This window comes from Variovorax sp. YR752 (assembly GCF_943372545.1).
This window is the reverse complement of record NZ_CALRZC010000114.1, coordinates 1-24,542: the sequence shown is the minus strand read 5'-3', so window position 1 is coordinate 24,542 and position 24,542 is coordinate 1. Positions and strand designations below refer to the sequence as shown.

The window sequence follows — 24,542 nt, the reverse complement described above, 5'->3', positions numbered from 1 at the left end:
TCACGGCGGCGACCAGCGGGCGCACCTCGGCGGGCAGGTCGGTCTCGGCAATGCGCGTCAGGTCGTCGGGCGTGCGTGCCTGCACCTCGCGCGCCAGCCGCGAGAGAGGCCGCAGCGCCGCGGCCAGCGCCAGCGCGGTGCCGCACAGCAGCATGGCGAGGATCAACCCGTCGCGCAGCGCGGCGCTGCGCACGAAGCGGCTGGTGAACTCCTGGCGCGAACGCGTGCTTTCGCCGACCTGGATCAGCACGCTGCGCCCGGTGCTGCCGGCCGGCGCACGGTCGAGGTCGCGCCGGTAGGCCGCGAGCCGCACGGCCTCGCCGAAGTAGGTGGCGTCGTAGAAAGCCGGCACGCCCATCGCGGGCTCGACGGGCGGCGCGGGGAGGTCGGCGCTGCCCAGCTCCACCAGCCCGTCGGAGGTCGCGACGCGAAAGAACACCTGCCCGCTGGCCGTGAGCTCGAAGAATTCGAACATCGTGTACGGCAGCTCGACCGACAGCCCGCCCGAGGCCGTGGAGATGTTCGCGTCGATCGACTTGAGCGCGCCGAGCAGAGAGCGGTCGTAGGCCGCATTGGCAGCCGCCAGCGCGTCGTGCCGCGTCATCCACAGCTCGATGCCCGTCACCAGCAGCAGGGCGGGGAACAGCAGCAGCGCGAGCCGCTGCCACAGACTGGTGCGGCGCAGGCGGTCGGTGAAGCGGCGCAGCGCGCTCACTCAGTCCGCTTCCAGCACGTAGCCCAGGCCACGCAGCGTGACGATGCGCACGCCGCTGCCATCGAGCCGCTTGCGCAGCCGGTAGACCAGCACCTCGACCGCTTCGAGATGCACTTCGTCGTCGTCGGAGAACACGCGGTCGAGGATCTGCTGCTTCGACAGCGGCTCGCCGCTGCGCTGCACCAGCGCGCGCAGCACGGCCTGTTCGCGCGGTGACAGGGCGAGCGCTTCGCCGCCCAGCGTGAACTGCCGGCGTGCGCCGTCGTACACCAGCGGCCCGCAGGCCAGGCGCGGATGCTCCACGCCGCGTGCGCGGCGCACCAGCGCGTGCAGCCGCGCCTCGAGCTCGGCCAGCGCGAAGGGCTTGGCCAGGAAATCGTCGGCACCTGCGTTGAGGGACGCGACACGCTCGTTCAGCGAATCGCGCGCCGTGAGGATCAGCGCCGGCAGCCGCTGGTCGCGTTCGCGCAGCCGCTGCAGCACCGTGTGGCCGTCCATGCCGGGCAGGCCCAGGTCGAGCACCAGCGCGTCGTGGTCGCGCTGCTGCAAGGCCCGGTCGGCCAGCCGGCCATCGTCCACCCATTCGACCTGGATGCCCGCATGCTCCAGCGCCTTGCAGAGCCAGGTGCCCAGGGTGTGTTCGTCTTCGGCCAGCAGGATGCGCATGGCGCCGATGCTAGAGCCAGCTTGCCTTAATCAGGCTTGATGTTTGCCCTTGCGATCACCTTCTGCCAGCGGTTCTGCTCGGCAGTGATGAACTGCGCGAACTGCTCGGGCGTGCCGCCCACGGCCTCGGCCGCATCGGCGGTGAGTCGCTGGATCGAGTCCGGCGACTTCACGGCCTTCATGGTTTCGGTCGAGAGCTTGGTCATCTGCGCCGGCGTGATGCTGGCCGGCGCGAGCATGCCGTACCACTGCGTCATCTCGAAGCCGGGGAAGCCTTGTTCCGCGACGGTCGGCACGTCGGGCAGTTGCGCCAGGCGTTTGGCCGAGCCGGTCGCGATGCAGCGCACCTTGCCGGCCTTGATGAACGGAATGATCGCCGCTGCGCCGATGGCCGAGGCGTCGAGCCGGCCTGAGAGCAGGTCGGTCACCATCGGGCCGGTGCCGCGGTAGGGCACGTGCAGCATGAAGACCTCGGCCGTCATCTTCAGGTACTCGAAGGCCAGGTGGCCGGCGCTGCCGTTGCCGGCCGAGCCGTAGCTCAGCTTGCCGGGCTTGCTCTTGGCGTACGCGATGAACTCCTTGAGGTTCTTCGCCGGCACGTCGGGGTGCACCACGTACAGGCTGGGCACCTTGGCCAGCAGGCTCACGGGCTTGAAGTCCTTGTTCGCGTCGTAGGGCAGCTTGGCGAAGATGTACGGGTTGACTGCCAGCGTGCCGATGTGGCCGAGGATCAGTGTGTGCTGGTCGGTGGCGCGTGCGACCTCGCTCATGGCGATGTTGCCGGCCGCGCCGGGCTTGTTGTCCACGAACACGCTCTGGCCCAGCGTGCGCGACAGCTCGGCGGCCGTGGAGCGCGCCACGATTTCCGAGCTGCCACCCGGTGCGAAGGGCACGACGAAACGCACCGACTTGCTGGGCCAGGCGTCCTGCGCAAAGGCCATCGAAGGCAGCAGGCCGCCGAGGGTGAGGGCGCCGCCGGCTTGCAGCCAGTGGCGGCGGGTGTGGGCGTCGGTGGGGAAGCGATCGGACATGGCTTGTCTCCAGTGTTTTTTGGTTGGAAGCCCGCATCCTGCCGGGCGGATGCTGTCGGAATGCTGTCAGTGCCTCTCTGGATGCAGCCCGATGGCCGAACGGGATGGCGTCGCGCTGCCGGTCGCGGACGCAACAACTGGCGTGGGCTTCGGAATGTTGTGGCTTCCAGACACTTCCTCGCCTTCCTTTCGGTCCTTCGCCGATTTCTCGCATCCACGGAGACCTCGGATTCATCGGCTGGATAACATTGATTTACAAAATTGGAGGAGAGACCTGTGAATCACATCTACCGCGTGATCTTCGACCGTCGTCTGGGCCGGTTTCGTGTTGCATCGGAACTGGCGAAGGGCTGCGGCAAGGGCAGCGGCACGGCGACAGTGGCGGGCGCTGCGCTCGCGTTTTTGGCGACCAGCTTCCTTCCGGCGCAGGCGGTGTGCACGGTTGCATTCAACGACGTGACCTGCGACGGTGCCGCCCCCCTGCTGGCGCCGGACTATGCGAACGGCGCCAGCAACCTGAACGTCACGGTGAACGCCGGGGCGACCGTCGGCGTGCTGCCGGGTGGAAGCGGCAGCGCAATGACGCTGACGGGTTCCGACATCAAGCTCACGAACAACGGCCAGATCGATCCGCTGCTGTTCGGCAACGGCACCGCGAACCTGTCCACGGGCGTTGTGATGGGCAACGGCGGGGCCAGTACGGCCACCGTCATCAACAACGGGACGATCAGTGGCACCAGGGATGCGTCCGTCGGCCTGGCCGGCCTGGCGCTCGCGCTGCAGAACGGCGGCGGCGGTATCACGACGATCACCAACAACGGAACGATGACCACCGGGGCTATCGCCAAAGCGACACTGGCCGAGGCCGATGCAGCGGTGGTCGCCGTCTATGGTGGCGGCCAGATCAACATGGTGAACACCGGCACGATCACCGGCCGCATCGCGTTCGAGAGCCCGACTTCCAGCGGCAACAGTTTCACCAACGCGGGCACGATCAACGGCAGCGTTTCGCTCGGCACCGGGGCGCGCAACGACACCTTCATCGCGGCCACAGGCTCGTCCATCAACGGCGGACCGAGCCTGGTGCCGGCCACTGTGGTGGCGGCGCCGTCGGGCGGCACGCTGAATTTCGCGGCCGCCGGCACCGTCGATGCGGGCGTTGGTGGCACCGACACGCTGGTGCTGCGCAACGCCGGCGGTGGTGCTGCCTCGGGCGAGATCAAGGCCGCGCAGTACCTGAACTTCGAGAACCTCCAGGTCAACAGCGGCACCTGGACCCTGAACGGCCCGGTGGTCAGCGGCAGCGCCCTGCTCAACGGCGGCGTCGCGATCTTCGATGACGCAGGCGCCTTCGGCACCGGCACGCTGATGGGCAACGGCGGCGCGATCCAGGCCGCGGCGAACGGCCTCACGCTGGCCCAGAACGTGAACCTTGTCGGCAACCTGACCGTGCAGGGCAACAACAACTTCACGTTGGGCGGCACCGTCAGCGGCATCGGTGGCCTCATCAAGAACGGCGCCGGCACGCTCACGCTGAGCGGCAACAACAACTACGGCGGCACGACGCTGCAGGGCGGTACGCTGGACGTGGGCAGCAACCTCGCCCTGGGTCCTGGCGCACTCGCAGTGACCGGCAACGCGAACCTGCGCGCCAGCGTGACGGGCACCGTGGTGGGCAATGCCCTGACGTTGAGCGCCGGCACGACGCTCAACGTCAGTGGCACGAATCCGCTGGCGCTGACCGGCACGATCGACGGCGGCGGCGCGCTCGCGCTCAGCGGCCTGGGAGCGGTGGCGCTGACTGGCGCCAACACCTACAGCGGCGGCACGAACGTCTCGGGCACCACGCTCGCAGTCATCAACGCGAGCGGCAGCGCCACCGGCAGCGGCGCCGTGGTGGTGCAGTCGAGCGGGACGCTCACCGGCAGCGGCAGCATTGCCGGCACGGTGGGCGTGGGCACGGGCTTGCTGTCGCCGGGCAATGGCGCTGCAGGCACGCTGACCGTCGGCGGACTGAGGCTCGGCGCCAACTCCGTTCTGAACTACGAGCTCGGTCAAGCTGGCGTGGCGGGCGGCGCGCTCAACGACCTGATCCATGTCAACGGAGATCTGCGGCTCGACGGCACGCTCAATGTGGCCGAGTCCACGGGCGGCAAGTTCGGCGCGGGCCTGTACCGGCTGATCGACTACACAGGCATGCTGACCGACAACGGCCTGAACATCGGCACCGCGCCGACGGATGCGAAGAACCTGCAGGTGCAGACCAGCGTCGCCAACCAGGTGAACCTGGTCCGTCTCGATGGCGCGACGCTCGGCCTGTGGGACGGCGGCGACTCGGCGAACTTCAACGACGGCAAGATCGCGGGCGGCAGCGGCACCTGGCGCGCGGGCGGCTCGACCGCCAGCTGGACCAGCGTCGATGGCAAGCTCAACGGGGGCTGGCAGCAGGACGGCATCGCGATCTTCAGCGGCAAGGCCGGCACCATCACGGTGGACAACCAGAGCGCGGGCGGTCCGGTGCGCATGGGCGGCGCGCAGTTCGCGGTCGACGGCTATGTGGTCAATGGCGATCCGCTCACGATCAGCGCGGCGAACACCACGGTGCGCGTGGGCGACAGCACGGCGGCGAGCGCGGGCATGACCGCCACCATCCACGCGGCGATCGGCGGCACGGGCGGACTGGTCAAGGACGAGGGCGGCACGCTGGTGCTGACCGGCATCAACAGCTACAGCGGCGGCACGACGGTCAAGGGCGGCATCCTGCAGATCTCGGGCGACACCAACCTCGGCGCGTTCGGCACGGGCCTGGCGCTGGACGGCGGCACCCTGCGCATCGCCACGGGTTCCGCGCCGTTCTTCAGCATGCGCAACGTCGCGCTCGGCGCCGGCGGCGGCACCCTCGACCTGGGCAACAACTTCTTCGGCGTGGGCGGCGCCATCACCGGCAGCGGTTTGCTCACCGTCACCGGCAAGGGCGGCTCCCTGGGCCTCATGGCGGCCAACAACTACAGCGGCGGCACGGTGTTGCAGGACGGCGTGAGCATCTTCACGACCGTGACCGGCGTGCTCGGCAGCGGCGCGGTGCAGCAGCAGGGCGTCGGCTCGCAGTTGATCTTCAGCGACAAGGCGAGCGCCGGTGGCAACGCGTACACGGTGGGCCGCGTCGCAGGCGCGGACAGCGGCAACACGCTGTCGTTTGCCCAGAGCGCCACGGCCGCTTCCTCGAAGATCACGCTCAATGGTGCGACCTGGCAGATGGTCGGAGCGAACGCGTTGCAGTTCGGCGGCAATTCGAATGCCGGTGCATCGACCATCACCAACGCGGGCGGGGCGATCAACTTCTTCGAGAGCGCCAGCGCCGGAGCGGCGACGATCACCAACGGAAGCAAGAGCTTGTTGGCCTTCGGCCAGACGTCCACAGCCGGCAGTGCGCAGATCGTCAACACGGCCGGCGGCCTGGTGCGCTTCGTCGATGGCGCGACGGGCACGAATGCCTCGGTCGCCAACGCCGCAGGCGCCACGCTCGATGTGTCGGGCGCGACGGGCAAGTCCGCTGTGGAGCTCGGTGCGGTTTCGGGCGGCGGCGCCGTGGTCCTGGGCGCCACGCGACTCTCGCTCGGCGGGCTGGGCCACAGCGACACGATCTCGGGCACCGTCAGCGACAAGGGCAGCATCTTCTCGCAGCCGGGCTCGGGCACGGGCGGCTCGATCGTCAAGGTCGGCGCTGGCACGCTCGCGTTGAGCGGTGCCAATACCTATACCGGCGGCACCACCATTGCAGCCGGCACGCTGAGCGTGAACAACGTGAGCGGCAGTGCGACCGGCAGCGGCGCGGTGCGGGTGTTCGGCGGCGGGGCGCTCGCAGGCAGCGGCAGCATCGCGGGCGCGGTCACCGTCGACAAGGACGGCGTGCTGTCGGCCGGCAATGGCAGCGCCGGCACGCTGACGCTCGGCAGCTTGAGCCTCGACGAGGGCGCGGTGCTCAACTACGACCTTGGCCAGGCCGGCACCGCCGGCGGTTTGCTCAATGACCTGATCAAGGTCAACGGCAACCTGCGGCTCGACGGCACGCTCAACGTGGCGCAGTCCAAGGGCGGCACGTTCGGCGCGGGCATCTACCGCCTGATCGACTACACCGGCACGCTTGCCAACAACGGCTTGGACATCGGCAGCACGCCGGTCGCGGCCACGGACCTTCAGGTGCAGACCTCGGTGGCCCAGCAGGTCAACCTGGTCAACCGCGCGGGCCTTGAGCTGAAATTCTGGGACGGCGGCGACGCCGGCAAGTACAACGACGGCAAGATCGCCGGCGGCGCGGGCACCTGGCGCGTGGGCGTGCCCGGCGACGGCTGGACCGACGCCGACGGCAAGATCAACGCGGCGTGGGCGCAAGACCAGCTCGCGGTGTTCGGCGGCACGGGCGGCACCGTCAATGTCAGCAACGCGGGCGGCACGGTGCGCATCATCGGCGCGCAGTTCGCGGCCGATGGCTATGTGGTGCAGGGCGATGCGATCGAGCTCGGCGCCTCGGGCACGGTGGTGCGCGTGGGCGATGGCTCGGGCACAGACACCACGCGCAGTGCAACGATGAATGTCGCACTCACCGGCACGGGCGGCCTGGTCAAGGACGACGTGGGCACGCTGGTGCTGCGCGGCACCAGCAGCTACACCGGCGGCACCACCGTCAAGGCCGGCGTGCTGGTGGGCGACACGCTGAGCCTGCGAGGGAACATCGTCAACAACGCCGAGGTTGTCTTCGACCCGAACCAGTTCGCCGTCGGTTCCTATAACGGCGTGATGAGCGGCAGCGGCCGGCTGCGCAAGATCGGCGGCGGCATTCTGCTGCTGGGCAGCGCGAACACCTACACGGGCGGCACCTTCGTCGATGGCGGCTTGCTCTCCACCGATGTCACCGGCGCCCTGGGCAGCGGCCCGGTGAGCGTCGCGGCCCCCGGCAGGCTGCTGTTCGGCATCTACGCCGATGCGGGCGGCGCGGCCATCTACAACCAGGGCTCGGTGCGCTTCCAGACACAGGCAAGCGCCGGCACGTCGACCATCACCAACGCCGCGGGCGGGGTGCTGGACTTTGCCGACTATGCCTCGGCCGACAAGGCCACGGTGATCAACCAGGCCGGCGCGCAGGTGCGCATCGACCAGGCGGTGATCGGTGTGAGCTTCGGTTCGCTCAGCGGCGCGGGCGATCTGGTGCTCGGCGGCAGCGCACTCACGCTCGGCGGCAGCGGCGGCGACAGCACCTTGTCGGGCACGATCAGCGGCACCGGCGGCGCCGGCGGCTCGATCGTCAAGGTGGGCGGCGGCACGCTCACGCTGTCGGGCGCCAACACCTACACCGGCGGCACCCAGGTGACTGGCGGCACGTTGAGCGTGAACAACAAGAGCGGCAGCGCCACGGGCACGGGCGGCGTGCAGGTGCAGACGGGCGCCACGCTCGCGGGCAGCGGCACCATCACGGGCGCGGTCTTCGTCGCCGACGGCGGCATCCTCGCCGCGGGCAACAGCCCCGGCACGCTGACGCTCGGTGCGCTCGCACTGGGCGGCGGCGCCACGCTGAACTACGAACTCGGCCAGGCCGGCGTGCCCGGCGGCGCGCTCAACGACCTGATCGATGTCACGGGCAATCTGCAACTGAATGGCACGCTGAACATCGCGCAGTCGGCCGGCGGCACTTTCGGGCCAGGGCTGTATCGCCTCATGAGTTACGGCGGCACGCTGACCGACTTCGGCCTGGACATCGGCACCGTACCGGCCGGCGCCAAGCTGGCCGACCTGCAGGTGCAGACCTCTGTGGCGAACCAGGTCAACCTGGTCAACCGCGCGGGCCTGTCGCTCAACTTCTGGGACGGCGGCGACAGCACCAAGTACAACGACAACCAGCTGGCCGGCGGCAGCGGGACCTGGCGCGTGGGCAGTCCGGGCGATGGCTGGACCGACATGGACGGCAAGCTCAACGCCAACTGGGCACAGAGCCAGTTCGCGGTGTTCGGCGGCAAGGCCGGCACCGTGACGGTCGATGGCGGCGGCGGCGCGGTGCGCATCGCCGGTGCGCAGTTCGCGGTCGACGGCTACGTGGTGCAGGGCGACGGCCTTACGCTGGACAACGCCAACGCGGTGGTGCGTGTGGGCGACAACACGGCCGCGGGCGTGAACATGACCGCGACGATGAATGTCGCGCTCTCGGGCGCGGGCGGCATCTCGAAGGAAGATGCGGGCCGGCTGATCCTCGGGGGTCTCAACACCTACACCGGTGGCACCACCGTCAAGGGCGGCGTGCTGCAGGGCAGCGCCACCAGCCTGCAGGGCAACATCGTCAACAACGCCGAGGTCGCGTTCGATCAGGACAAGACCGCCGGCATCTACGCCGGCGCGATGAGCGGCACCGGCAAGCTGCGCAAGATCGGCGCCGGCACGCTGACGCTGGCCAGTGCCAACAGCTACAGCGGCGGCACGCTGGTCGATGCGGGCACGCTCGCCACCGACACCAGCGGCGCGCTGGGCACGGGCGCGGTCGGCATCGCCTCGGGCGCGGCGCTGCAGTTCGGCGGCAAGGCCGACGCGGGCACGCTGGTCATTGCCAACCAGGGCACGCTGCGGCTGCAGGACGGCGCGAATGCCGCCGGCGCCACGGTGACCAATGCGGTCGGCGCGCAGGTGCGCATCGACCTGGCCACCACCGGCACGAGCATCGGCTCGCTCGGCGGCGCGGGCGATGTGGTGCTCGGCGCCAAGGCGCTGACCACCGGTGCAGTCGGCAGCGACAACACGATCTCGGGCGCCATCAGCGGCGCCGGCGGTTCGCTGGTCAAGGTGGGTGCAGGCACGCTCACGCTCGCAGGCACGGCCAGCTACAGCGGCGAGACCCGCGTTGTTGCGGGCACCCTCAAGGCCGGCGCGGCCAACGCCCTCAGCGCAGCGTCGAGCGGCGTGGTGGCCAGCGGCGCCACGCTCGATCTGGCGGGCTTCAGCCAGAAGATGGCAGGCCTGAACAACGCAGGCACCGTCTCGCTGCTGGGCAGCACGCCCGGCACCACGCTCACGCTGACCGGCCCCTACGTCGGCAGCAACGGTGTACTGCGCCTGGCCGCGAAACTGGACAACCCCGGCACCGCCGACCGCCTCGTGCTCGATGGTGCTGCCGCCAGCGCGAGTGGACGCACGACGGTGCAGATTTCCAACCTCGGCGGCCTGGGCGCACGCACCAGCGGCGCGGGCATCGAGCTCATCAGCGCGCGCAACGGCGCGACCACCACCGCGCAGACCACCAAGGACGCCTTCGCGCTCTCGGGCGGCCATGTCGATGCCGGTGCCTTCGAGTACCGGCTGTACGCGGGCGACGCCAGCGGCGGCGGCGAGAACTGGTACCTGCGCACCGAGGCCGAACCGGGCACGCCGGGCACGGGCACTCCGGGCACTTCCGGCGGTGCCGGGTTGCCGACCTACCGCGCTGAGGCCTCGCTGTTCGCGGCGCTGCCCCACCAGCTGCGCCAGGGCAACCTGGGCATGCTCGCGAGCCTGAGCCAACGCATCGGCGACGACGACGTGCGCGGCGGCGCGGGAGCAACGCAGGGCACCGACGGCAACAACCGCCGCGCCTGGGGCCGGCTGATCTCCACCGACATGGACATCCGCCAGGGCGGCACCGTCTCGCCGCACGGCGAGGGCCGTCTGACCGGGCTGCAGGCCGGCACCGACCTGTGGGCCAACCCGGACTGGCGCGCGGGCATCTACGTGGGCCAGTTCGAAGGTAGCACCCGCACCAGCGGCTTCAGCAGCGGCCTCCTGAACACCGCCGCGGGCAGCAACGACCTGCGCAGCCAGTACCTGGGCCTCTACGGCACCTTCATCACCGCGGATGGCTTCTATGCCGATGCGGTGCTGCAGGCCGGCCGCCACCGCTACACGGTGCAGCCGTTCCTGAGTGCGGGCGTCTCGGGCAAGGGCAACAGCTTCCTGGCATCGATCGAAGTAGGCAAGGCCTTCGCGATCGGCGCGGGCGGCTGGTCGGTGGAACCGCAACTGCAGCTGATCCACCAACGGCTGCGGCTTGACGATGTGTCCATCTCGGGCGCACTCGTGCAGCAGGATGCGGACAGCGGCTGGATCGGCCGGGCGGGCGTGCGCATCAAGGGCAGCTTCGCGACCGGCGCCGGCACGCTGCAGCCCTATGCGCGTCTGAACGTCTATCGCAGCGCCAAGGGCAACGACGTCGCGCGCTTCGTGAACCCGGCGGCGATCACGCCCGTCGGCGCGCCCATCGGCGGCACGAGCACCGAGCTGGCCGCGGGCTTCACGCTGGCGGTGAGCCAGCGCACCAGCCTCTACGGCGAACTCGGCAAGCAGTGGGCCGCAGGCGGCGAGGCGCGGGTGGGCAGCTCCATCAATGCGGCGGCGGGCGTGCGGGTGAAGTGGTGAGCCGGTGAGGTGAAGTGAGGCGGCGCGGCAGGACTGCCTGTCGCACCGCTTCGAAAGAAAGCGCCGGCACGGCCGACGCGCCGCCGCTTCAGATCAGATCAGATCAGATCAGATCAGATCAGATCAGGTTGCGCATCGCCTGCGCCGTCTCGCGCAACACCGGCAGCACGCGCGCCACCGCGTCTTCCGAACTCTCATGCCCCATCGGCATCGTGATGTTGAGCGCGCCCACCAGCGCGCCGTGGCGGTCGCGCAGCGGCACGGCGATGCCGCGGGAGTTCAGGTCGAGCTGCTGTTCCGACAGCGCCCAGCCCTGGGCGCGGATGCGCGCCAGCTCGAGCTTCATGCGCTCCATGCTCGCGATGGTGTGCGAGGTGAACACCGTCAGCTGCCGCATCGCCAGCCACTCGTTCAGCTCGGCGTCGGTGCGCAGCGCCAGCATCAGCATGCCCGAGGCCGTCACCTGCGCCGGCACGCGCGCGCCGAGCACGTAGCCGGTGCTCATGCTGCGGTTGGGGCCGTTGCGCGCGATGTAGACCACCTCGTCGCCGTCCATCACGCTGAGGTAGGCGATCTCGTTGGTGCCCGCCGCCACACGCTGCAGAAAAGGTTGCACCACGCGCGGCAGCCGGGCCGATTCGAGGTACGACTGACCCAGGCGCAGCACGCGCGGCGTGAGCCAGAACAGCTTGCCGTCGCTCGCCACGTAGCCCATGTGCTGCAGGGTGAGCAGATAGCGCCGCGCGGCGGTGCGCGTCATGTTCGTGCGCTGGCCGGCCTGGCTGGCGGTGAGGCGCGGGTTGGCGTCGTCGAAGGCTTCGATGATGCTCACGCCGCGCTCCAGCCCGGCGATCCAGTCGCGCTTGTCCAGGCCGGCGGGCGGGGTCGAGTCGTCGGGGCTGGTGGGGGTCATGGGCGGAAGTGTGCCCGCGTCCGGCACGGCAGCAGAGTCCAAATGGCTAAGTGAAAACCCGTAATTTGATCGATTGACGAACTTCAAAGATTGATCATCGAGCGTTTGATGGTTGGTTCGACAGCACGCAGCTCTCGAAGGGTCTATAAAGCCCGCTGTTCCGCCCCGAAACGAGCGATTGACGAACGGAAGCACGCCCATGAGCCCATTCATCACTGGCAGCACCCAGGCCTACCTCATCCCCGGCGACCCGGTCCGCAACGTGCGGCTGCCGCGCATGTTCAACGCCGCCTTTGCGCGCTACGGCATCGATGCCGTGCTGGTGCCCATGCAGGTGCCGGTGCGCGACTTCGCGGTGTTCATGAAGTCGGCCTTCCTGGCGCGCAACGTGCGCGGCATGGTGATCGCGCCGCCGCACAAGCCGCGCGTGGTCGACCTGCTCGACGGCTGCGGCTTGTTCGGCCGCGTGGCGGGCTCGGTCAACGTGGTGCGCCGCACCGAGGGCGACCAGCTCGAAGGCGACCTGTTCGACGGCGAAGGCCTGATCGGCGCGCTCGACCGCTGCAATGTGCCGTTCCGCGGCAAGCGCGTGCTGATCCTCGGCGCGGGCGTGAGTGCCGCGGCCATCGGCGTGGCGCTGGCCGAAGGCGGCACGGTGAACGGCGCCGAATACATCGCCTTCTTCGACACCGCCTCCGGCAAGGCCGCGGGCGTGGCCGCCAAGCTCGACGCCTTCTTCGATGCGACCGTGATCGCGGTCGACAGCAACGCGCCCGAGGGCTACGACCTCGTGATCAACGCCACGCCGCTCGGCCTGGCCGAAGACGATGCGCTGCCGCTCGACGTGGCGCGCATGGCGCCGCACGCGGCGCTGTTCGACATCCTGCTGCGCAACCAGCCCACGCCGCTGGTGCGTGCGGCACGTGCGCGCGGGCTCAATGCACAGGCCGGCTTCGAGATGCTGGTGCAGCAGATGCCGCATTACTTTCGCTACTTCGGCCACCTCGACGCGGCGGATGCGATGCAGGCCGATGCCGACTTTCTGCGCGAGCTCATCTACCCGCCGGCGATGCACGCCGAGATCGCAACCCCGTTGCGCTACCAGTCTCCGAGCGTGGCCTGAGCCCGCACCTTCCTGAACAAGACGACTCTCATGATCTCCGGCAAGACCACGCTCATCGCCCACATCGGCTACCCCACCGAAGCCTTCAAGGCGCCGATGATCTACAACCCCTGGTTCGACAAGCAGGGCATCGACGCTGTGGTGGTGCCCATGGGCGTGAAGCCCGAGGACTACGCGGTGTCGCTCGCGCAGATCTTCAAGTTCTCGAACCTGCGCGGTGCGTTGGTCACGATGCCGCACAAGGTGACGACGATGTCGCTGGTCGACGAGGTCACGCCCACTGCGCGCGTCGCGGGCGCCTGCAACGCCGTGCTCAAGCGGCCCGATGGCAGCCTGCTGGGCGACCAGTTCGACGGCGCGGGTTTCGTGCGCGGCGTGGAACGCAAGGGGCGCCTGTTCAAGGGCACGCGGGTGCTGGTGTCGGGCACGGGCGGTGTCGGGTCGGCCATTGCGGCATCGATCGCCGCGGCCGGCGCGGCCGAGCTGATGCTGTTCGACATGAGCGACGCCTCCGCGCAGGCACTGGCCGCGCGGCTGCGCGAACACTACCCGCAGATGAAGGTCGCCACGGGCTCGAAAGACCCGGCGGGCTACGACATCGTCGTCAACGCCACGCCGCTGGGCATGAAGGACACCGACCCGCTGCCGTTCGACGTGGACCGCATCGCCCCCGACACCTTCGTCGGCGAGGTCGTCATGAAGACCGAATACACGCCGCTGCTGCAGGCCGCCAAGGCCAAGGGCTGCCAGGTGCAGGTGGGCACCGACATGCTGTTCGAAATGATCCCGGCCTACCTCGAGTTCTTCGGCTTCGGCACCGCCTCGCCTGAAGAACTGCGCGCCGTGGCGCAACTGAAATACTGAAAACACCGGAACACGCATGAGCATTTTTGAAGGCTTCCTTTCCACCTCCGAAACGCTGGGCGCCTTCAGCGACCGCGCCTTCGTCGACGCCATGCTGCGCTTCGAGGCGGCGCTTGCGCGCGCGCAGGCGGCCGAGGGGCTGATTCCCGAGAGCGCCGCGCATTCGATCGTCAGCAGCTGCAAGGTCGAGCTGTTCGACGTGGCCAAGATCGTGCGCGAGAGCGGACGCGCGGGCAGCGTCGCCATTCCGTTGGTGAAGGCGCTGCGCGAAGCGGTGGGCCTGTTCAATGCCGAGGCCGTGCCCTTCGTGCACTTCGGCAGCACCAGCCAGGACGTGATCGACAGCGCGATGGCGCTGGTCACGCGCGAAGCCGTCGCGCTCGTCGAGACCGACCTCGCCAAGGCCGCCGATGCGTTGCTGCGCCTGGCCGTGCAGCACGCCGAGACGCCGATGCTCGCGCGCACGCTGATGCAGCCGGCCTCGGTCACCAGCTTCGGCTTCAAGTGCGCCGGCTGGGCCGCGCCACTGGTGCGCAGCCGCATGCGCCTGCGCGCCGCCGCGAAGCATGCGCTGCAGCTGCAGCTCGGCGGCGCCGTCGGCACGCTGGCGCAGATGAAGGGGCAGGGCGCCGCGGTGCGCCAGCGCATGGCGAAGGAACTCGGCCTGGGCGACCCTGGCGCGACGTGGCACACGCAGCGCGACGAATGGGTCGCGCTTGGTTGCGAACTCGGCCTGATGACGGGCAGCCTCGGCAAGGTCGCGGTCGACATTTCGCTGCTCGGCCAGTACGAAGTGGCCGAGGTCGCCGAGCCCAGCGAACCCGGGCGCGGCGGCTCGTCGGCGATGCCGCACAAGCGCAACCCTGTGGCCTCGATGGTCGCCATCGCCGCCGCGCACCGCGCGCCGCAGCGCGTGGCCGCCTTGCTCGGCGCGATGCCGCAACAGCACGAACGCGCGCTCGGCGCCTGGCAGGCCGAGCTGGCCGAATGGCCGCAGCTGTTGATGTCGGCGCATGGCAGCGTGCGCGCCATGGCCGGTGCCTTGCCCGGCCTGCAGGTCGATGCGGCGCGCATGCGCGCCAACATCGACCGGCTGCGTGCCGAGCTGCCGCGTGATGCGGCCGACGAATGGTTCGACCCCGCGCTCGCCGTGAACGCCGGGCAGACCGCTGTGGCAGAGGTGAAAGCCCTGCAAGCCCAACTCTCATCCGACAAGGAACTCTCGCAATGACCGCCCCCGACGCCACCCCGAGCAACCCCTACGAAGACGGCCTCGTCAACCGCCGCCGCGTGCTCGGCGACGCCTGGGTCGACAAGTCGCTCGCCAACCGCAACGGCTTCAACGCCGAGTTCCAGGAGCTCATCACGCGCCACGCGTGGAACGACATCTGGGGCCGGCCCGCGCTGGGCGACAAGACGCGCCGCTTCATGGTGCTGTCGATGATGCTGGGCATCCATGCGTACGAGGAATTCGCGATGCACGTGCGCGCCGCACTCGACGGCCCGCCCGAGTCGCGCCTGACGCCCGACGAGATCAAGGAAGTGATCATGATGGCCGCCATCTACTGCGGCGTGCCGGTGGCCAACCACGCGTTCGGCATCGCGACGAACATCCTGCGCGAGAAGGGCCTGCTGCCCGCAACGCTCGCTCCGTCCGCTCCGCCCGCGGCGCAGTGAACGCGCCGGTCGCCCCGAAGAAGGGCCGGTTCGACGTCAGTTTCACCTTGCTGCTGCCGCTGCTGCTGGCCGCGCAGCCGGTCGCCACGGACAGCTATCTGCCCGCGCTCCCCGCCATCGCGAAGGAGTTGGGCTCGGCCAGCACCAGCCTCACGCTGTTCGTGCTGGCCTTCGGCTTTGCGCAGCTGCTGTGCGGCCCGCTGGCCGACCGCTTCGGCCGCCGGCCGGTGCTGCTGGCGGGGCTGGCCTGCTATGTGGTCGCGGCTTTCGGCGGTGCCTTTGCGGGCAGCGTGGCGGTGCTTGCGGGCTGGCGCACGCTGCAGGGTTTTTCGATGGCGGCGATTCTCGTGTGCTCACGCGCCGCGGTGCGCGACCTGTATCCGGCGCACGAGGGCCCGCACGTCATGGCGCGGGGCCTCACGGGCCTGGGCATGGTCGGGCTGGTGGCGCCGCTGTTGGGCGCCTGGCTGGTGCAGGGCGCAGGCTGGCGCTGGGTGATGGTCGTGATGGCGGTCTACGCAGCGGTGCTGTTCGCACTGTGCTGGCGCTCGTTCGATGAAACGCGCAAGCCAATGACCGGCGAATCGTCCGCACCGCGCGGCAGCACGCGCGCGGTGTTCGCGAGCCGCTCGTTCCGCGCCTGGGCCTCGGTGGCGGCGACCACCTATGGCGGGCTGTTCTGCTTCCTGCTGCTCTCGCCGATGGTCTACATCGGCTACCTCGGCTGGTCGCCTGCGTGGTACGGCTGGATTCCGGCCGGCGGCTCGCTGGTCTACATCTTCAGCACCACGATGTGCCGCAGCCTGCTGCGCCGCTTCGGTCCGATGCGCACCGTGCGCCTGGGCGCAGTGCTGAGCATCACGGGCGCCGTCATCCAGGCGCTGGGCTGCTGGCTGCTGCCGCACAGCGCCGTGCCGCTGCTGGCGGGCCACGCCGTGTACTGCCTCGGCCACGGCATCCACCAGCCCTGCGGTCAGGCCGGCGCCGTGGGCGACCTGCCGCACCTGGCGGGGCGGGCCGTGTCGTGGTCCGGTTTCGGCATGATGATGGTCGCGTTCTGCGTGGGGCAGGTCGCCGCGCTGTTTGTCGACACCAGTTTTTCTTACGGCGCCTGGCCGATGGTCGTGCCGATGCTGATGGCCGGCGTCGTGCTGCTGGCCATCGCGTTCCTGTGGCTGCCGCGTCTCCCGCAACCTGCTTCTCCATCCTCCCCAAAGAAGGACTCCACCCCATGACCACTTCCACCCCCCGCCTGAATGTCGTGCGCGAAGGCGAAGGCCCCTTTGTGGTGCTCAGCCATGCGCTCGGCTGCGACCTGCACATGTGGGACGGCGTGGCCGCGCAACTCGCGCGCGCCCACACGGTGATCCGCTACGACCACCGCAACCACGGCGGCTCTGAGGTGGTGCCCGGCGTGCTGCGCGTGGAAACGCTGGCGCAGGACGCAGCCGACCTCATCGCGCGCGAAACGGGCGGCGAGCCCGTGCATTTCGTCGGCCTGTCGATGGGCGGCATGACCGCGCAGGCACTGGCGGTGCGGCACCCCAAACAGCTGAAGACCGTGGTCATCGCCAATTCGGCCGCGCACTACCCCGACCAGGCGCCGTGGCGCCTGCGCGCGGAAACCGTGGCCGCCAAGGGCGTGGCCGCCATCGCCCCCGGCGCCGTGGCGCGCTGGCTCACGCCGGCTTATGCCGCCACGCCCGAAGGCGCGGTGGCCGCGCGCACCTTGCACGACGCGCTGGTGCGCACCGATGCCCAGGGCTACATCGAGAGCTGCAATGCCGTCGCCGCCATCGACTTCCGCGACAGCAACCGCCGCATCGCCACGCCCACGCTGGTGATCGGCGGGCTGCAGGACGAGGCCACGCCGATGGCCATGTCCGAAGCCATGGTGGCGCAGATCCCGGGCGCGCGGCTGGCGACCATCGACGCCGCGCACCTGAGCGCGGTGGAGCAGCCGGTCGAGTTCGCGCAGATGCTGATCGATTACTGGCGCAGCCTCTGAAAAAGCACCCGACCCGCACCCCCGCGCGGGCTAGGTGTAACCCCTATTTCGTGCGAATGATGATCGGCAGCGTGCGATCATCGATCAGGAGGGGCTGATTTGCGTTGTGGCGCGCCCGGGCTCTTTCTACAGTCCATCCCATGCACCGCGCCATTGCCACCGTCTCGCTCAGCGGCACCCTCCGCCAGAAGCTCGAAGCCATTGCGGCTGCAGGCTTCGACGGCATCGAGCTGTTCGAAGCCGATTTCGTCAACTTCCGCGGCACCGCCGCCGAGCTGCGCCGCATCGCGTCCGACCTGGGCCTGGCTATCGACCTGTACCAGCCGTTCCGCGATTTCGAAGGCATGCCCGAAGCGCAGTTCCAGCGCAGCCTGGAGCGCGCCGAACGCAAGTTCGACCTCATGGAAGCCATGGGCGCACCGATGGTGCTGTGCTGCTCCAACACCTCGCCGCTGTCGCTGAACGACCCGGCGCGTGCCGCGGCCCAGCTGCACGAACTGGCCGAGCGCGCCGCGCGCCGCAACCTGCGCGTGGGCTTCGAGGCGCTGGCCTGGGGCCGCCACACCTCGCGCTACGCCCAGGCCTGGGACATCGTGCAGCGCGCCGACCACCCGCACCTCGGGCTGATCCTGGACAGCTTCCACACGCTGTCGCTGAAGGACGATCCGGCGGGCATCGCCGCCATTCCGGGCGAAAAAATCTTCTTCGTGCAGATGGCCGACGCGCCGTTGCTGTCGATGGACGTGCTGCAGTGGGCGCGCCACCACCGCTCGTTCCCGGGGCAGGGCGATTTCGACGTGACCGGCTTCTTCGAACAGGTGCTGCGCGCGGGCTACACCGGGCCGCTGTCGCTCGAGATCTTCAACGACATCTTCCGCGAGACGCCGAACCGCCGCACCGCCGTCGATGCGATGCGCTCGCTGCTGTACCTCGAAAGCGAAACGCGCGAGCGGCTGGCCGCCAGCGATGCACCCGTGCAGCCGCAGCGCGTGGAGCTGTTCAACCCGCCACCCGCGCCGGTGCTTTCGGGCCTGTCGTTCATCGAGTTCGCGGCCGACGAGGCCTCGGCCGTCACGCTCGGTTCGCTGCTCGGGCAGCTGGGGTGCCGCCGTGTCGGGCGCCACCGTTCCAAGGCCGTCACGCTGTACCGCCAGGGCGGCATCCATTTCATCGTCAACGCGCAGCCCGATTCGTTTGCGCGCCGCCGCTTCGAGGCGCATGGCACCTCGGTGTGCGCGCTGGGCGTGCGCTGCGCCGACCCGCTCGCGGCCGTGGGCCGTGCGACCGCCATGCGCTCGTTGCGCCACGACAGCCCGGTCGGCCCGAACGAACTGCGCGTGCCGGCCATCGTGGCGCCGGGCGGCAACCTGATCCATTTCGTGCCCGAGGCACTGGGTGCCAACGGGCTGTACGAGACCGACTTCATCCTCGAGGACGCTGGCCCCGACGACCGCGATGCCGGCCTCACGCGCATCGACCACGTGGCACTGGGCCTGGCGCTCGATCAGCTCGACACCTGGGTGCTGTTCACGCGCGCCGTGCTCGGCCTGGAGCCCGGCGAGAGCCTGGAGCTGGCCGACCCCTTCGGTCTGATTCGCAGCCGCGGCGTGGCCAATGCCGACCGCAGCCTGCGGCTGGTGCTGAACGTGTCGCTGAGCCAGCGCACGCGCACGGCGCGCACGCTGAGCGTGACCGGCGGCGGCGCGGTGCACCACATCGCGCTCGACTGCAACGACATCTTCGACACCGTGGCCCGGCTGCGCGCCAACGGCACGCGCTTCGTGCCGATCTCGGACAACTACTACGACGACCTCGCCACGCGCATCGACGTGGCGCCCGAGTTGCTGGCGCGCATGCGCGAAGCGGGCGTGCTGTTCGACCGCTCGGCGGCGGGCGACTACCTGCACATCTACACCGAGAGTTTCGAAGGCGGCCTCTTCTTCGAGGTCGCGCAGCGCATGGGCGGCTACGACGCCTACGGCGCGCTCAACGCACCCGCGCGCATGGCGTCGCAAGCACAGCAGCCACAGCAGCCGCAGCAACAACAAGACTGATTTTTCCCCCTCGCATCCGTCACCTTAGTCACACCCCTGGAGACAACCCATGGCCAATCCCTCAGCCAAAGAGCCGCAAGGCAGGCACCAGTCGAAGAAAGCCGCCGCCAGCGGCTGGATCGGCTCGGCGCTGGAGTACTACGACTTCTTCATCTACGCGACCGCCGCGGCGCTGATCTTTCCGCAGATCTTCTTCCCCAAGGGCGACCCGACCACGGCCATCATTGCGTCGCTGGCGACCTACGGCGTGGGCTATGTGGCGCGCCCCATCGGCGCCTTCGTGCTCGGCCACTGGGGCGACACGCACGGGCGCAAGCAGGTGCTGGTGCTGTGCATGTTCCTCATGGGTTTCTCGACCGTGGCCGTGGGCCTGCTGCCCACCTACGACCAGGTCGGCCTGCTGGCCCCCGCGCTGCTGGTGCTGCTGCGCCTGGTGCAGGGCTTTGCGGTCGCCGGTGAAATCTCGGGCGCGAGCTCGATGATTTTGGAGCACGCGCCGTTCGGGCGCCGCGGCTTCTTCGCGAGCTTTACCTTGCAGGGCGTGCAGGCCGGCCAGATTTTGGCGGCCGCCGTGTTCCTGCCGCTTGCGCACTACATGCCTGAAGAAGCCTTCAACTCGTGGGGCTGGCGCATTCCGTTCCTGCTGAGCTTCCTCGTGATCGTGGCCGGCTACATCATCCGCCGCGAGGTCGACGAAACGCCGGCCTTTGCCGAGGTCGACAAGAAGGGCGAAGTGGCGAAGTCGCCCATCGTGCAGGCCTTCACCGACAGCTGGGCCGACATGCTGCGCGTGGTCTGCATGGCGCTGATGAACGTGATTCCCGTGGTCGCCACCGTGTTCGGCGCGGCCTACGCGGTGCAGTCCGCCTACGGCATCGGCTTCCAGAAAGACGTGTACCTGTGGATTCCGGTGCTGGGCAACATCCTGGCCGTGCTGGTGATCCCGTTCGTGGGCAACCTGTCGGACCGCATCGGCCGCAAGCCGCCGATCATCGTGGGCGCATTGGCCTCGGGCCTGCTCTCGTTCGTGTACCTGTACGCCATCAGCATCAAGAACGTGCCGCTGGCCATCTGCATGTCGCTGCTGATGTGGGGCATCGTGTACCAGGGCTACAACGCGACCTTCCCGAGCTTCTACCCGGAGCTGTTCCGCACCCGCAACCGCGTGTCGGCCATGGCCATCTCGCAGAACATCGGCACCACCTTCACCGCGCTGCTGCCCGCGCTGTTCGCCGCCGTGGCGCCTCCGGGCTCGACCAACGTGTGGTTTACCGTCGGCGCCATCACCTTCGCGGTGACCGTGCTCGCCGCGCTGGCCGCCATGAGCGCCCGCGAGACCTACCGCGTCCACATGCGCGACCTGGGCGACCCCAATGCCGTGCCCGTCGACAAGGCCGAGTACGACCGCCTGCGCGAAGAGACGATGGCCAGCGCTCGCACGGACCGCGAACGCCGCAAGGCCGTGGCCTGAGCCAAAGCAGCGAAGACCCCGCGCGCACCAAGGGTTGTGGCGCCATGAAGAATGGCGCCATGACTGCCCATCTCAAGATCGATTTCGTTTCCGATGTCTCCTGCCCCTGGTGCGCCGTGGGCCTTGGCGCACTCGAAGCCGCCCTGAAACGGGTGGCGCCGGAGGTCTCGGCCGAGCTGCACTTCCAGCCCTTCGAGCTGAACCCGCAGATGCCGCCCGAAGGCCAGGACACCTTCGAGCACCTGAACCAGAAGTACGGCTCGTCGCACGAGCAGCAGGCGCAGGCCCGCGAGGCGATCCGCCAGCGCGGCGCGGCCGTCGGCTTCGAGTTCAGCCCCGGCGGCCGGCCCCGCGTGTACAACACCTTCAACGCCCACCGGCTGCTGCACTGGGCCGAGCTGGAAGACCCGGCCAAGCAGGTGACGCTGAAGAAGCTGCTACTGAAGGCCTACTTCACCGACAGCCAGAACCCCTCGGACCCCGAGGTGCTGGTGCGCGCGGCGACCGAGGCGGGGCTCGATGCGGCGCGGGCCCGCGAGATTTTGGCCGGCGACGAGTTCGCGGCCGAGACCCGCGAACGCGAGTGCATGTACACCGACGCCGGCATCCACTCGGTGCCCGCGATCATCATCAACGACCAGCACCTGATCTCCGGCGGGCAGCCCGTCGAGGTGTTCGAGCGCGCGCTGCGGCAGATCGCGGGCGCGGAGCCGAGCAGCGTCGCGACAGCCTGACGGCACGGGGCTGCGGCCCTGCCGTTTCGTCCTGAAACGAAGCTGACCCTCAGCTTTACCTGAGCACGGCCCGAGGTCGGTCAACCGCCTACATCGTGCGGCGGTTGATCGGTTCATGATGAGCTGCATGCCGTTGTTCCCGAAGCTGCACCGTTCACGCGCGATCGCCGTGGCGATGGCCGCCGTGCTGTCGCTCACCGCCTGTTCCACCGGCCTGCTGCGCCCCGAAGGCCCGCCGCTCACCGCGCTGGGCCATGCCGCCGACACGCCCGCCGCGCAGTTGCGCTGGCTCGACCGAGTAAGCTGGGGCGCCAACGCCAGCAGCCAGGCCGAACTGGCGCGCGACGGCCTGCCGCGCTGGATGGGCCGCCAGCTGCGCCCCGCGCCCCGACCACTGCCTGCAGCGGCGCAGGCGCAGATCGACGCCATGGCCGTCTCGCGCACGCCGCTCGACCAGCTCGTTTTCGCGCTCGACGCCCGGCGCAAGGCCGCGACCGCGCTGCCCGACGACGAAGCGAAGAAGGCCGCGCTCGCGGCCTACCAGCAGGAACTCAACACCCTCGCGCGCGAGGCGCAGCAGCGCTTCCTGCTGCGCGCGCTGTATTCGCCGAACCAGCTGCAGGAGCAGATGACCTGGTTCTGGATGAACCACTTCAACGTCAGCATCCGCAAGGACCTGGTGCGCGCGATGGTCGGCGACTACGAAGAAAGTGCCATCCGCCCGCATGCGCTCGGCAAGTTCCGCGACCTGCTGGGCGCCACCGTGCGGCACCCGGCCATGCTGCGCTACCTCGACAACGCGCAGAACGCCGCCAACCGGATCAACGAGAACTACGCACGCGAACTCATGGAGCTGCACACGCTCGGCGTGGGCGGCGGCTACACGCAGGCCGACGTGCAGGAACTGGCGCGCGTGCTGACCGGTGTGGGCGTCAGCGTGCAGCCGCCCGATACAGCGCCCCCTGCGGTGCGCCCGGCCGTGCGCGCCGACTACGTGCGCCAGGGCCTGTTCGAGTTCCACCCGAACCGGCACGACTACGGTCCAAAGACTCTGCTGGGCCAGCCCATCCAGGCGCGTGGCCTGGCCGAGACCGACGAGGCGCTCGACCGCCTCGCGCGCGCGCCGGCCACCGCGCGCTTCATCTCGCGCAAGCTCGCCGTGTACTTCGTGGCCGACGAGCCGCCGCCCGCGCTGGTCGAGCGCATGGCTGCCACCTTCACGCGCAGCGACGGCGACATCGCCGCCGTCTTGCAGACGCTGTTCGAATCGCGCGAGTTCGCGGCCTCGCTGGGCCGCAAGTTCCGCGACCCCGTGCACTACGTGGTGGCGGGCGTGCGTCTGGCCTACGACGAGCGCGTGGTGTTCAACACGCAGCCGATGATCGGCTGGATCAACCGCATGGGCGAGACCCTGTACGCCCACGAGACGCCCGACGGCTACCCGCTCAACGAGGCCGCCTGGGCCAGCGCGGGGCAGATGAACATCCGCTTCGAAGTTGCGCGCGCCATTGGCATGAGCGGTGCCGTGCTGTTCCGCACCGACGACAAGGCCCCGCTCGAGAAGCCGCCGTTTCCGCCGCTGGCCGAGTCGCTCGCCGTGCGCGCGCTGCAGCCCGGCCTGAGCGCCGACACGCAGCAGGCGCTCGCGCAGGCGAAGAACCCGCCGGAGTGGAACACCTTCCTGCTCGCATCGCCCGAGCTGATGCGCCGTTGAAAGGCCCCCTCATGCAACGCCGACACCTGCTGCAACTCTTGGCCGCCGCGCCCTTCGCCGGCGCCGCCGCACGCGTGGCCGCCGCGCCCGCTGCCCAGGGCTCCAAGCTGCTCGTCGTGTTCCTGCGCGGCGCCTACGACTGCACCAGCCTGCTGGTGCCCACCGGCAACGCCGACTTTTATTACGCCTCGCGCCCCAACATCGCCATTCCCCGGCCCGGCACACCCGACGGCGCGCTGCCGCTCGACGCCGACTGGGGCCTGCACCCGGCGCTTGCGCAGAGCGTGCTGCCGCTGTTCCAGCAGAAGCAGGCGGCCTTCATCGCTTTCGCCGGCACCGACGATCTCACGCGCAGCCACTTCGAAACGCAGGACGCGATCGAGCTTGGCGTGGCGCCCGACAGCGCGCGGCGCGACTACCGCTCGGGCTTTCTCAACCGGCTGGCCGGCGTGCTCGGCGCCGGGCCGCTGGCCGACGTGTCGCCCATCGCCTTCACCGACCAGTTGCCCATCGTGCTGCGCGGCGACGACGCCAAGGCCGCCAACATGGCGCTCGCGGGCGTCGCGCGGCCGGGCGTCGATGCGCGGCAGAGCCAGATCATTGCGTCGATGTACCGCAACACCGCGCTCGCGCAGCCCGTGGCCGAGGGCTTCCAGCTGCGCGACGAGGTGGTGCGCGCCATGCAGGCCGAGATGGAGGCCGCCAGCCGCAACGCCATGAGTCCCAAGGGCTTCGAACAGGTCGCGCGCCGCATGGCGCTGTTGATGCGCGATCGCTTCGACATCGGCTTTGTCGACGTCGGCGGCTGGGACACCCACGTGGGGCAGGGCGCGGCCAAGGGCTACCTCGCCAACCGCTTCGAGGAACTGGGCCGCGGCGTGGCCGGCTTCGCGCAGGAGATGGGCGAGCCCGCCTGGCGCCAGACCATGGTGGTCGTCGTCAGCGAGTTCGGCCGCACCTTCCACGAGAACGGCAACCGCGGCACCGACCACGGGCACGGCACCGTGTACTGGGTGCTCGGCGGCGGCCTGGCCGCGCTGGCGGGCGGGCGCGTCGTGGGCGAACAGCAGCCGCTGACGCAGGCCACGCTGTTCCAGAACCGCGACTACCCGGTGCTCAACGAGTACCGGGCGGTGCTGGGC

At 69.6% G+C, this 24,542-nt stretch carries 16 protein-coding genes; 12 read left to right on the top strand and 4 right to left on the bottom strand.

Annotation, left to right across the window (positions count from 1 at the left end):
• The 3 genes from AAG801_RS23910 to AAG801_RS23900 form a co-directional block, all read right to left on the bottom strand.
• A partial coding sequence (locus AAG801_RS23910) for a sensor histidine kinase N-terminal domain-containing protein (RefSeq protein ID WP_341890608.1) occupies nucleotides 1-715 on the bottom strand: 715 nt, incomplete at its 3' end.
• Nucleotides 716-1,381, bottom strand: coding sequence for a response regulator (locus tag AAG801_RS23905; RefSeq protein WP_101493741.1), 666 nt, complete (start codon nucleotides 1,379-1,381; stop codon nucleotides 716-718).
• Nucleotides 1,382-1,407: 26 nt separating this feature from the next.
• Nucleotides 1,408-2,412: a tripartite tricarboxylate transporter substrate binding protein gene (locus tag AAG801_RS23900; protein WP_341890607.1), complete on the bottom strand. Its 1,005-nt coding sequence runs from the start codon at nucleotides 2,410-2,412 to the stop codon at nucleotides 1,408-1,410.
• 276 nt (nucleotides 2,413-2,688) lie between these two features.
• Between AAG801_RS23900 and AAG801_RS23895 the strand changes: the two genes are divergently transcribed.
• Complete coding sequence (locus tag AAG801_RS23895; protein ID WP_341890606.1) at nucleotides 2,689-10,842, top strand: autotransporter outer membrane beta-barrel domain-containing protein; 8,154 nt, start codon at nucleotides 2,689-2,691, stop codon at nucleotides 10,840-10,842.
• A 118-nt stretch (nucleotides 10,843-10,960) separates the two neighbouring features.
• On the opposite strand, the gene AAG801_RS23890 is transcribed toward AAG801_RS23895, so the two are convergent.
• Nucleotides 10,961-11,755 (bottom strand): IclR family transcriptional regulator C-terminal domain-containing protein, encoded by a 795-nt coding sequence (locus AAG801_RS23890; RefSeq protein WP_341890605.1) that lies wholly within the window; start codon nucleotides 11,753-11,755, stop codon nucleotides 10,961-10,963.
• A 199-nt stretch (nucleotides 11,756-11,954) separates the two neighbouring features.
• Here AAG801_RS23890 and AAG801_RS23885 point away from each other — a divergent pair, with 199 nt between their 5' ends.
• The 11 genes from AAG801_RS23885 to AAG801_RS23835 all read left to right on the top strand — a co-directional run.
• On the top strand, nucleotides 11,955-12,878 hold the full coding sequence (locus AAG801_RS23885) for a shikimate dehydrogenase (protein ID WP_192196215.1): 924 nt from the start codon (nucleotides 11,955-11,957) through the stop codon (nucleotides 12,876-12,878).
• A gap of 30 nt (nucleotides 12,879-12,908) precedes the next feature.
• Nucleotides 12,909-13,742, top strand: coding sequence for a shikimate dehydrogenase (locus tag AAG801_RS23880; RefSeq protein ID WP_341890604.1), 834 nt, complete (start codon nucleotides 12,909-12,911; stop codon nucleotides 13,740-13,742).
• Nucleotides 13,743-13,758: 16 nt separating this feature from the next.
• Complete coding sequence (gene pcaB, locus AAG801_RS23875) at nucleotides 13,759-14,973, top strand: 3-carboxy-cis,cis-muconate cycloisomerase (RefSeq protein ID WP_341890603.1); 1,215 nt, start codon at nucleotides 13,759-13,761, stop codon at nucleotides 14,971-14,973.
• A complete protein-coding gene (locus tag AAG801_RS23870; RefSeq protein ID WP_341890602.1) occupies nucleotides 14,970-15,419 on the top strand; it encodes a carboxymuconolactone decarboxylase family protein in 450 nt (149 codons plus the stop codon). Before pcaB ends, AAG801_RS23870 begins: the two co-directional genes overlap by 4 nt.
• Nucleotides 15,416-16,654, top strand: coding sequence for a multidrug effflux MFS transporter (locus AAG801_RS23865; RefSeq protein WP_341890601.1), 1,239 nt, complete (start codon nucleotides 15,416-15,418; stop codon nucleotides 16,652-16,654). The genes AAG801_RS23870 and AAG801_RS23865 overlap by 4 nt, the downstream gene beginning before the upstream one ends.
• Entirely contained in the window at nucleotides 16,651-17,427 is a 777-nt protein-coding gene (locus tag AAG801_RS23860) for an alpha/beta fold hydrolase (protein ID WP_341890600.1), read from the top strand. Before AAG801_RS23865 ends, AAG801_RS23860 begins: the two co-directional genes overlap by 4 nt.
• A 140-nt stretch (nucleotides 17,428-17,567) precedes the next feature.
• Nucleotides 17,568-19,481, top strand: coding sequence for a TIM barrel protein (locus AAG801_RS23855; RefSeq protein WP_341890599.1), 1,914 nt, complete (start codon nucleotides 17,568-17,570; stop codon nucleotides 19,479-19,481).
• Between the two features lie 49 nt (nucleotides 19,482-19,530).
• Nucleotides 19,531-20,952, top strand: a complete 1,422-nt coding sequence (locus tag AAG801_RS23850; protein WP_192196222.1) for an MFS transporter — start codon at nucleotides 19,531-19,533, stop codon at nucleotides 20,950-20,952.
• A gap of 59 nt (nucleotides 20,953-21,011) precedes the next feature.
• Nucleotides 21,012-21,686: a DsbA family oxidoreductase gene (locus AAG801_RS23845; RefSeq protein ID WP_341890598.1), complete on the top strand. Its 675-nt coding sequence runs from the start codon at nucleotides 21,012-21,014 to the stop codon at nucleotides 21,684-21,686.
• A 127-nt stretch (nucleotides 21,687-21,813) separates the two neighbouring features.
• The gene (locus AAG801_RS23840) at nucleotides 21,814-23,400 is read left to right on the top strand and encodes a DUF1800 domain-containing protein (RefSeq protein WP_341890597.1); all 1,587 of its coding nucleotides are present in this window, start codon (nucleotides 21,814-21,816) and stop codon (nucleotides 23,398-23,400) included.
• Nucleotides 23,401-23,411: 11 nt separating this feature from the next.
• Nucleotides 23,412-24,542, top strand: a 1,131-nt coding sequence (locus AAG801_RS23835; RefSeq protein WP_341890596.1) for a DUF1501 domain-containing protein, incomplete at its 3' end; no start/stop codon positions are given.

Excerpts from the sequence above, each read along its gene's own strand:
- AAG801_RS23905 (WP_101493741.1), bottom strand. The coding sequence starts at position 1,381 with ATGCGCATCCTGCTGGCCGAAGACGAACACACCCTGGGCACCTGGCTC.
- AAG801_RS23900 (WP_341890607.1), bottom strand. The coding sequence starts at position 2,412 with ATGTCCGATCGCTTCCCCACCGACGCCCACACCCGCCGCCACTGGCTG.
- AAG801_RS23890 (WP_341890605.1), bottom strand. The coding sequence starts at position 11,755 with ATGACCCCCACCAGCCCCGACGACTCGACCCCGCCCGCCGGCCTGGAC.
- AAG801_RS23885 (WP_192196215.1), top strand. The coding sequence starts at position 11,955 with ATGAGCCCATTCATCACTGGCAGCACCCAGGCCTACCTCATCCCCGGC.
- AAG801_RS23880 (WP_341890604.1), top strand. The coding sequence starts at position 12,909 with ATGATCTCCGGCAAGACCACGCTCATCGCCCACATCGGCTACCCCACC.
- pcaB (WP_341890603.1), top strand. The coding sequence starts at position 13,759 with ATGAGCATTTTTGAAGGCTTCCTTTCCACCTCCGAAACGCTGGGCGCC.
- AAG801_RS23870 (WP_341890602.1), top strand. The coding sequence starts at position 14,970 with ATGACCGCCCCCGACGCCACCCCGAGCAACCCCTACGAAGACGGCCTC.
- AAG801_RS23860 (WP_341890600.1), top strand. The coding sequence starts at position 16,651 with ATGACCACTTCCACCCCCCGCCTGAATGTCGTGCGCGAAGGCGAAGGC.
- AAG801_RS23855 (WP_341890599.1), top strand. The coding sequence starts at position 17,568 with ATGCACCGCGCCATTGCCACCGTCTCGCTCAGCGGCACCCTCCGCCAG.
- AAG801_RS23850 (WP_192196222.1), top strand. The coding sequence starts at position 19,531 with ATGGCCAATCCCTCAGCCAAAGAGCCGCAAGGCAGGCACCAGTCGAAG.
- AAG801_RS23845 (WP_341890598.1), top strand. The coding sequence starts at position 21,012 with ATGACTGCCCATCTCAAGATCGATTTCGTTTCCGATGTCTCCTGCCCC.
- AAG801_RS23840 (WP_341890597.1), top strand. The coding sequence starts at position 21,814 with ATGCCGTTGTTCCCGAAGCTGCACCGTTCACGCGCGATCGCCGTGGCG.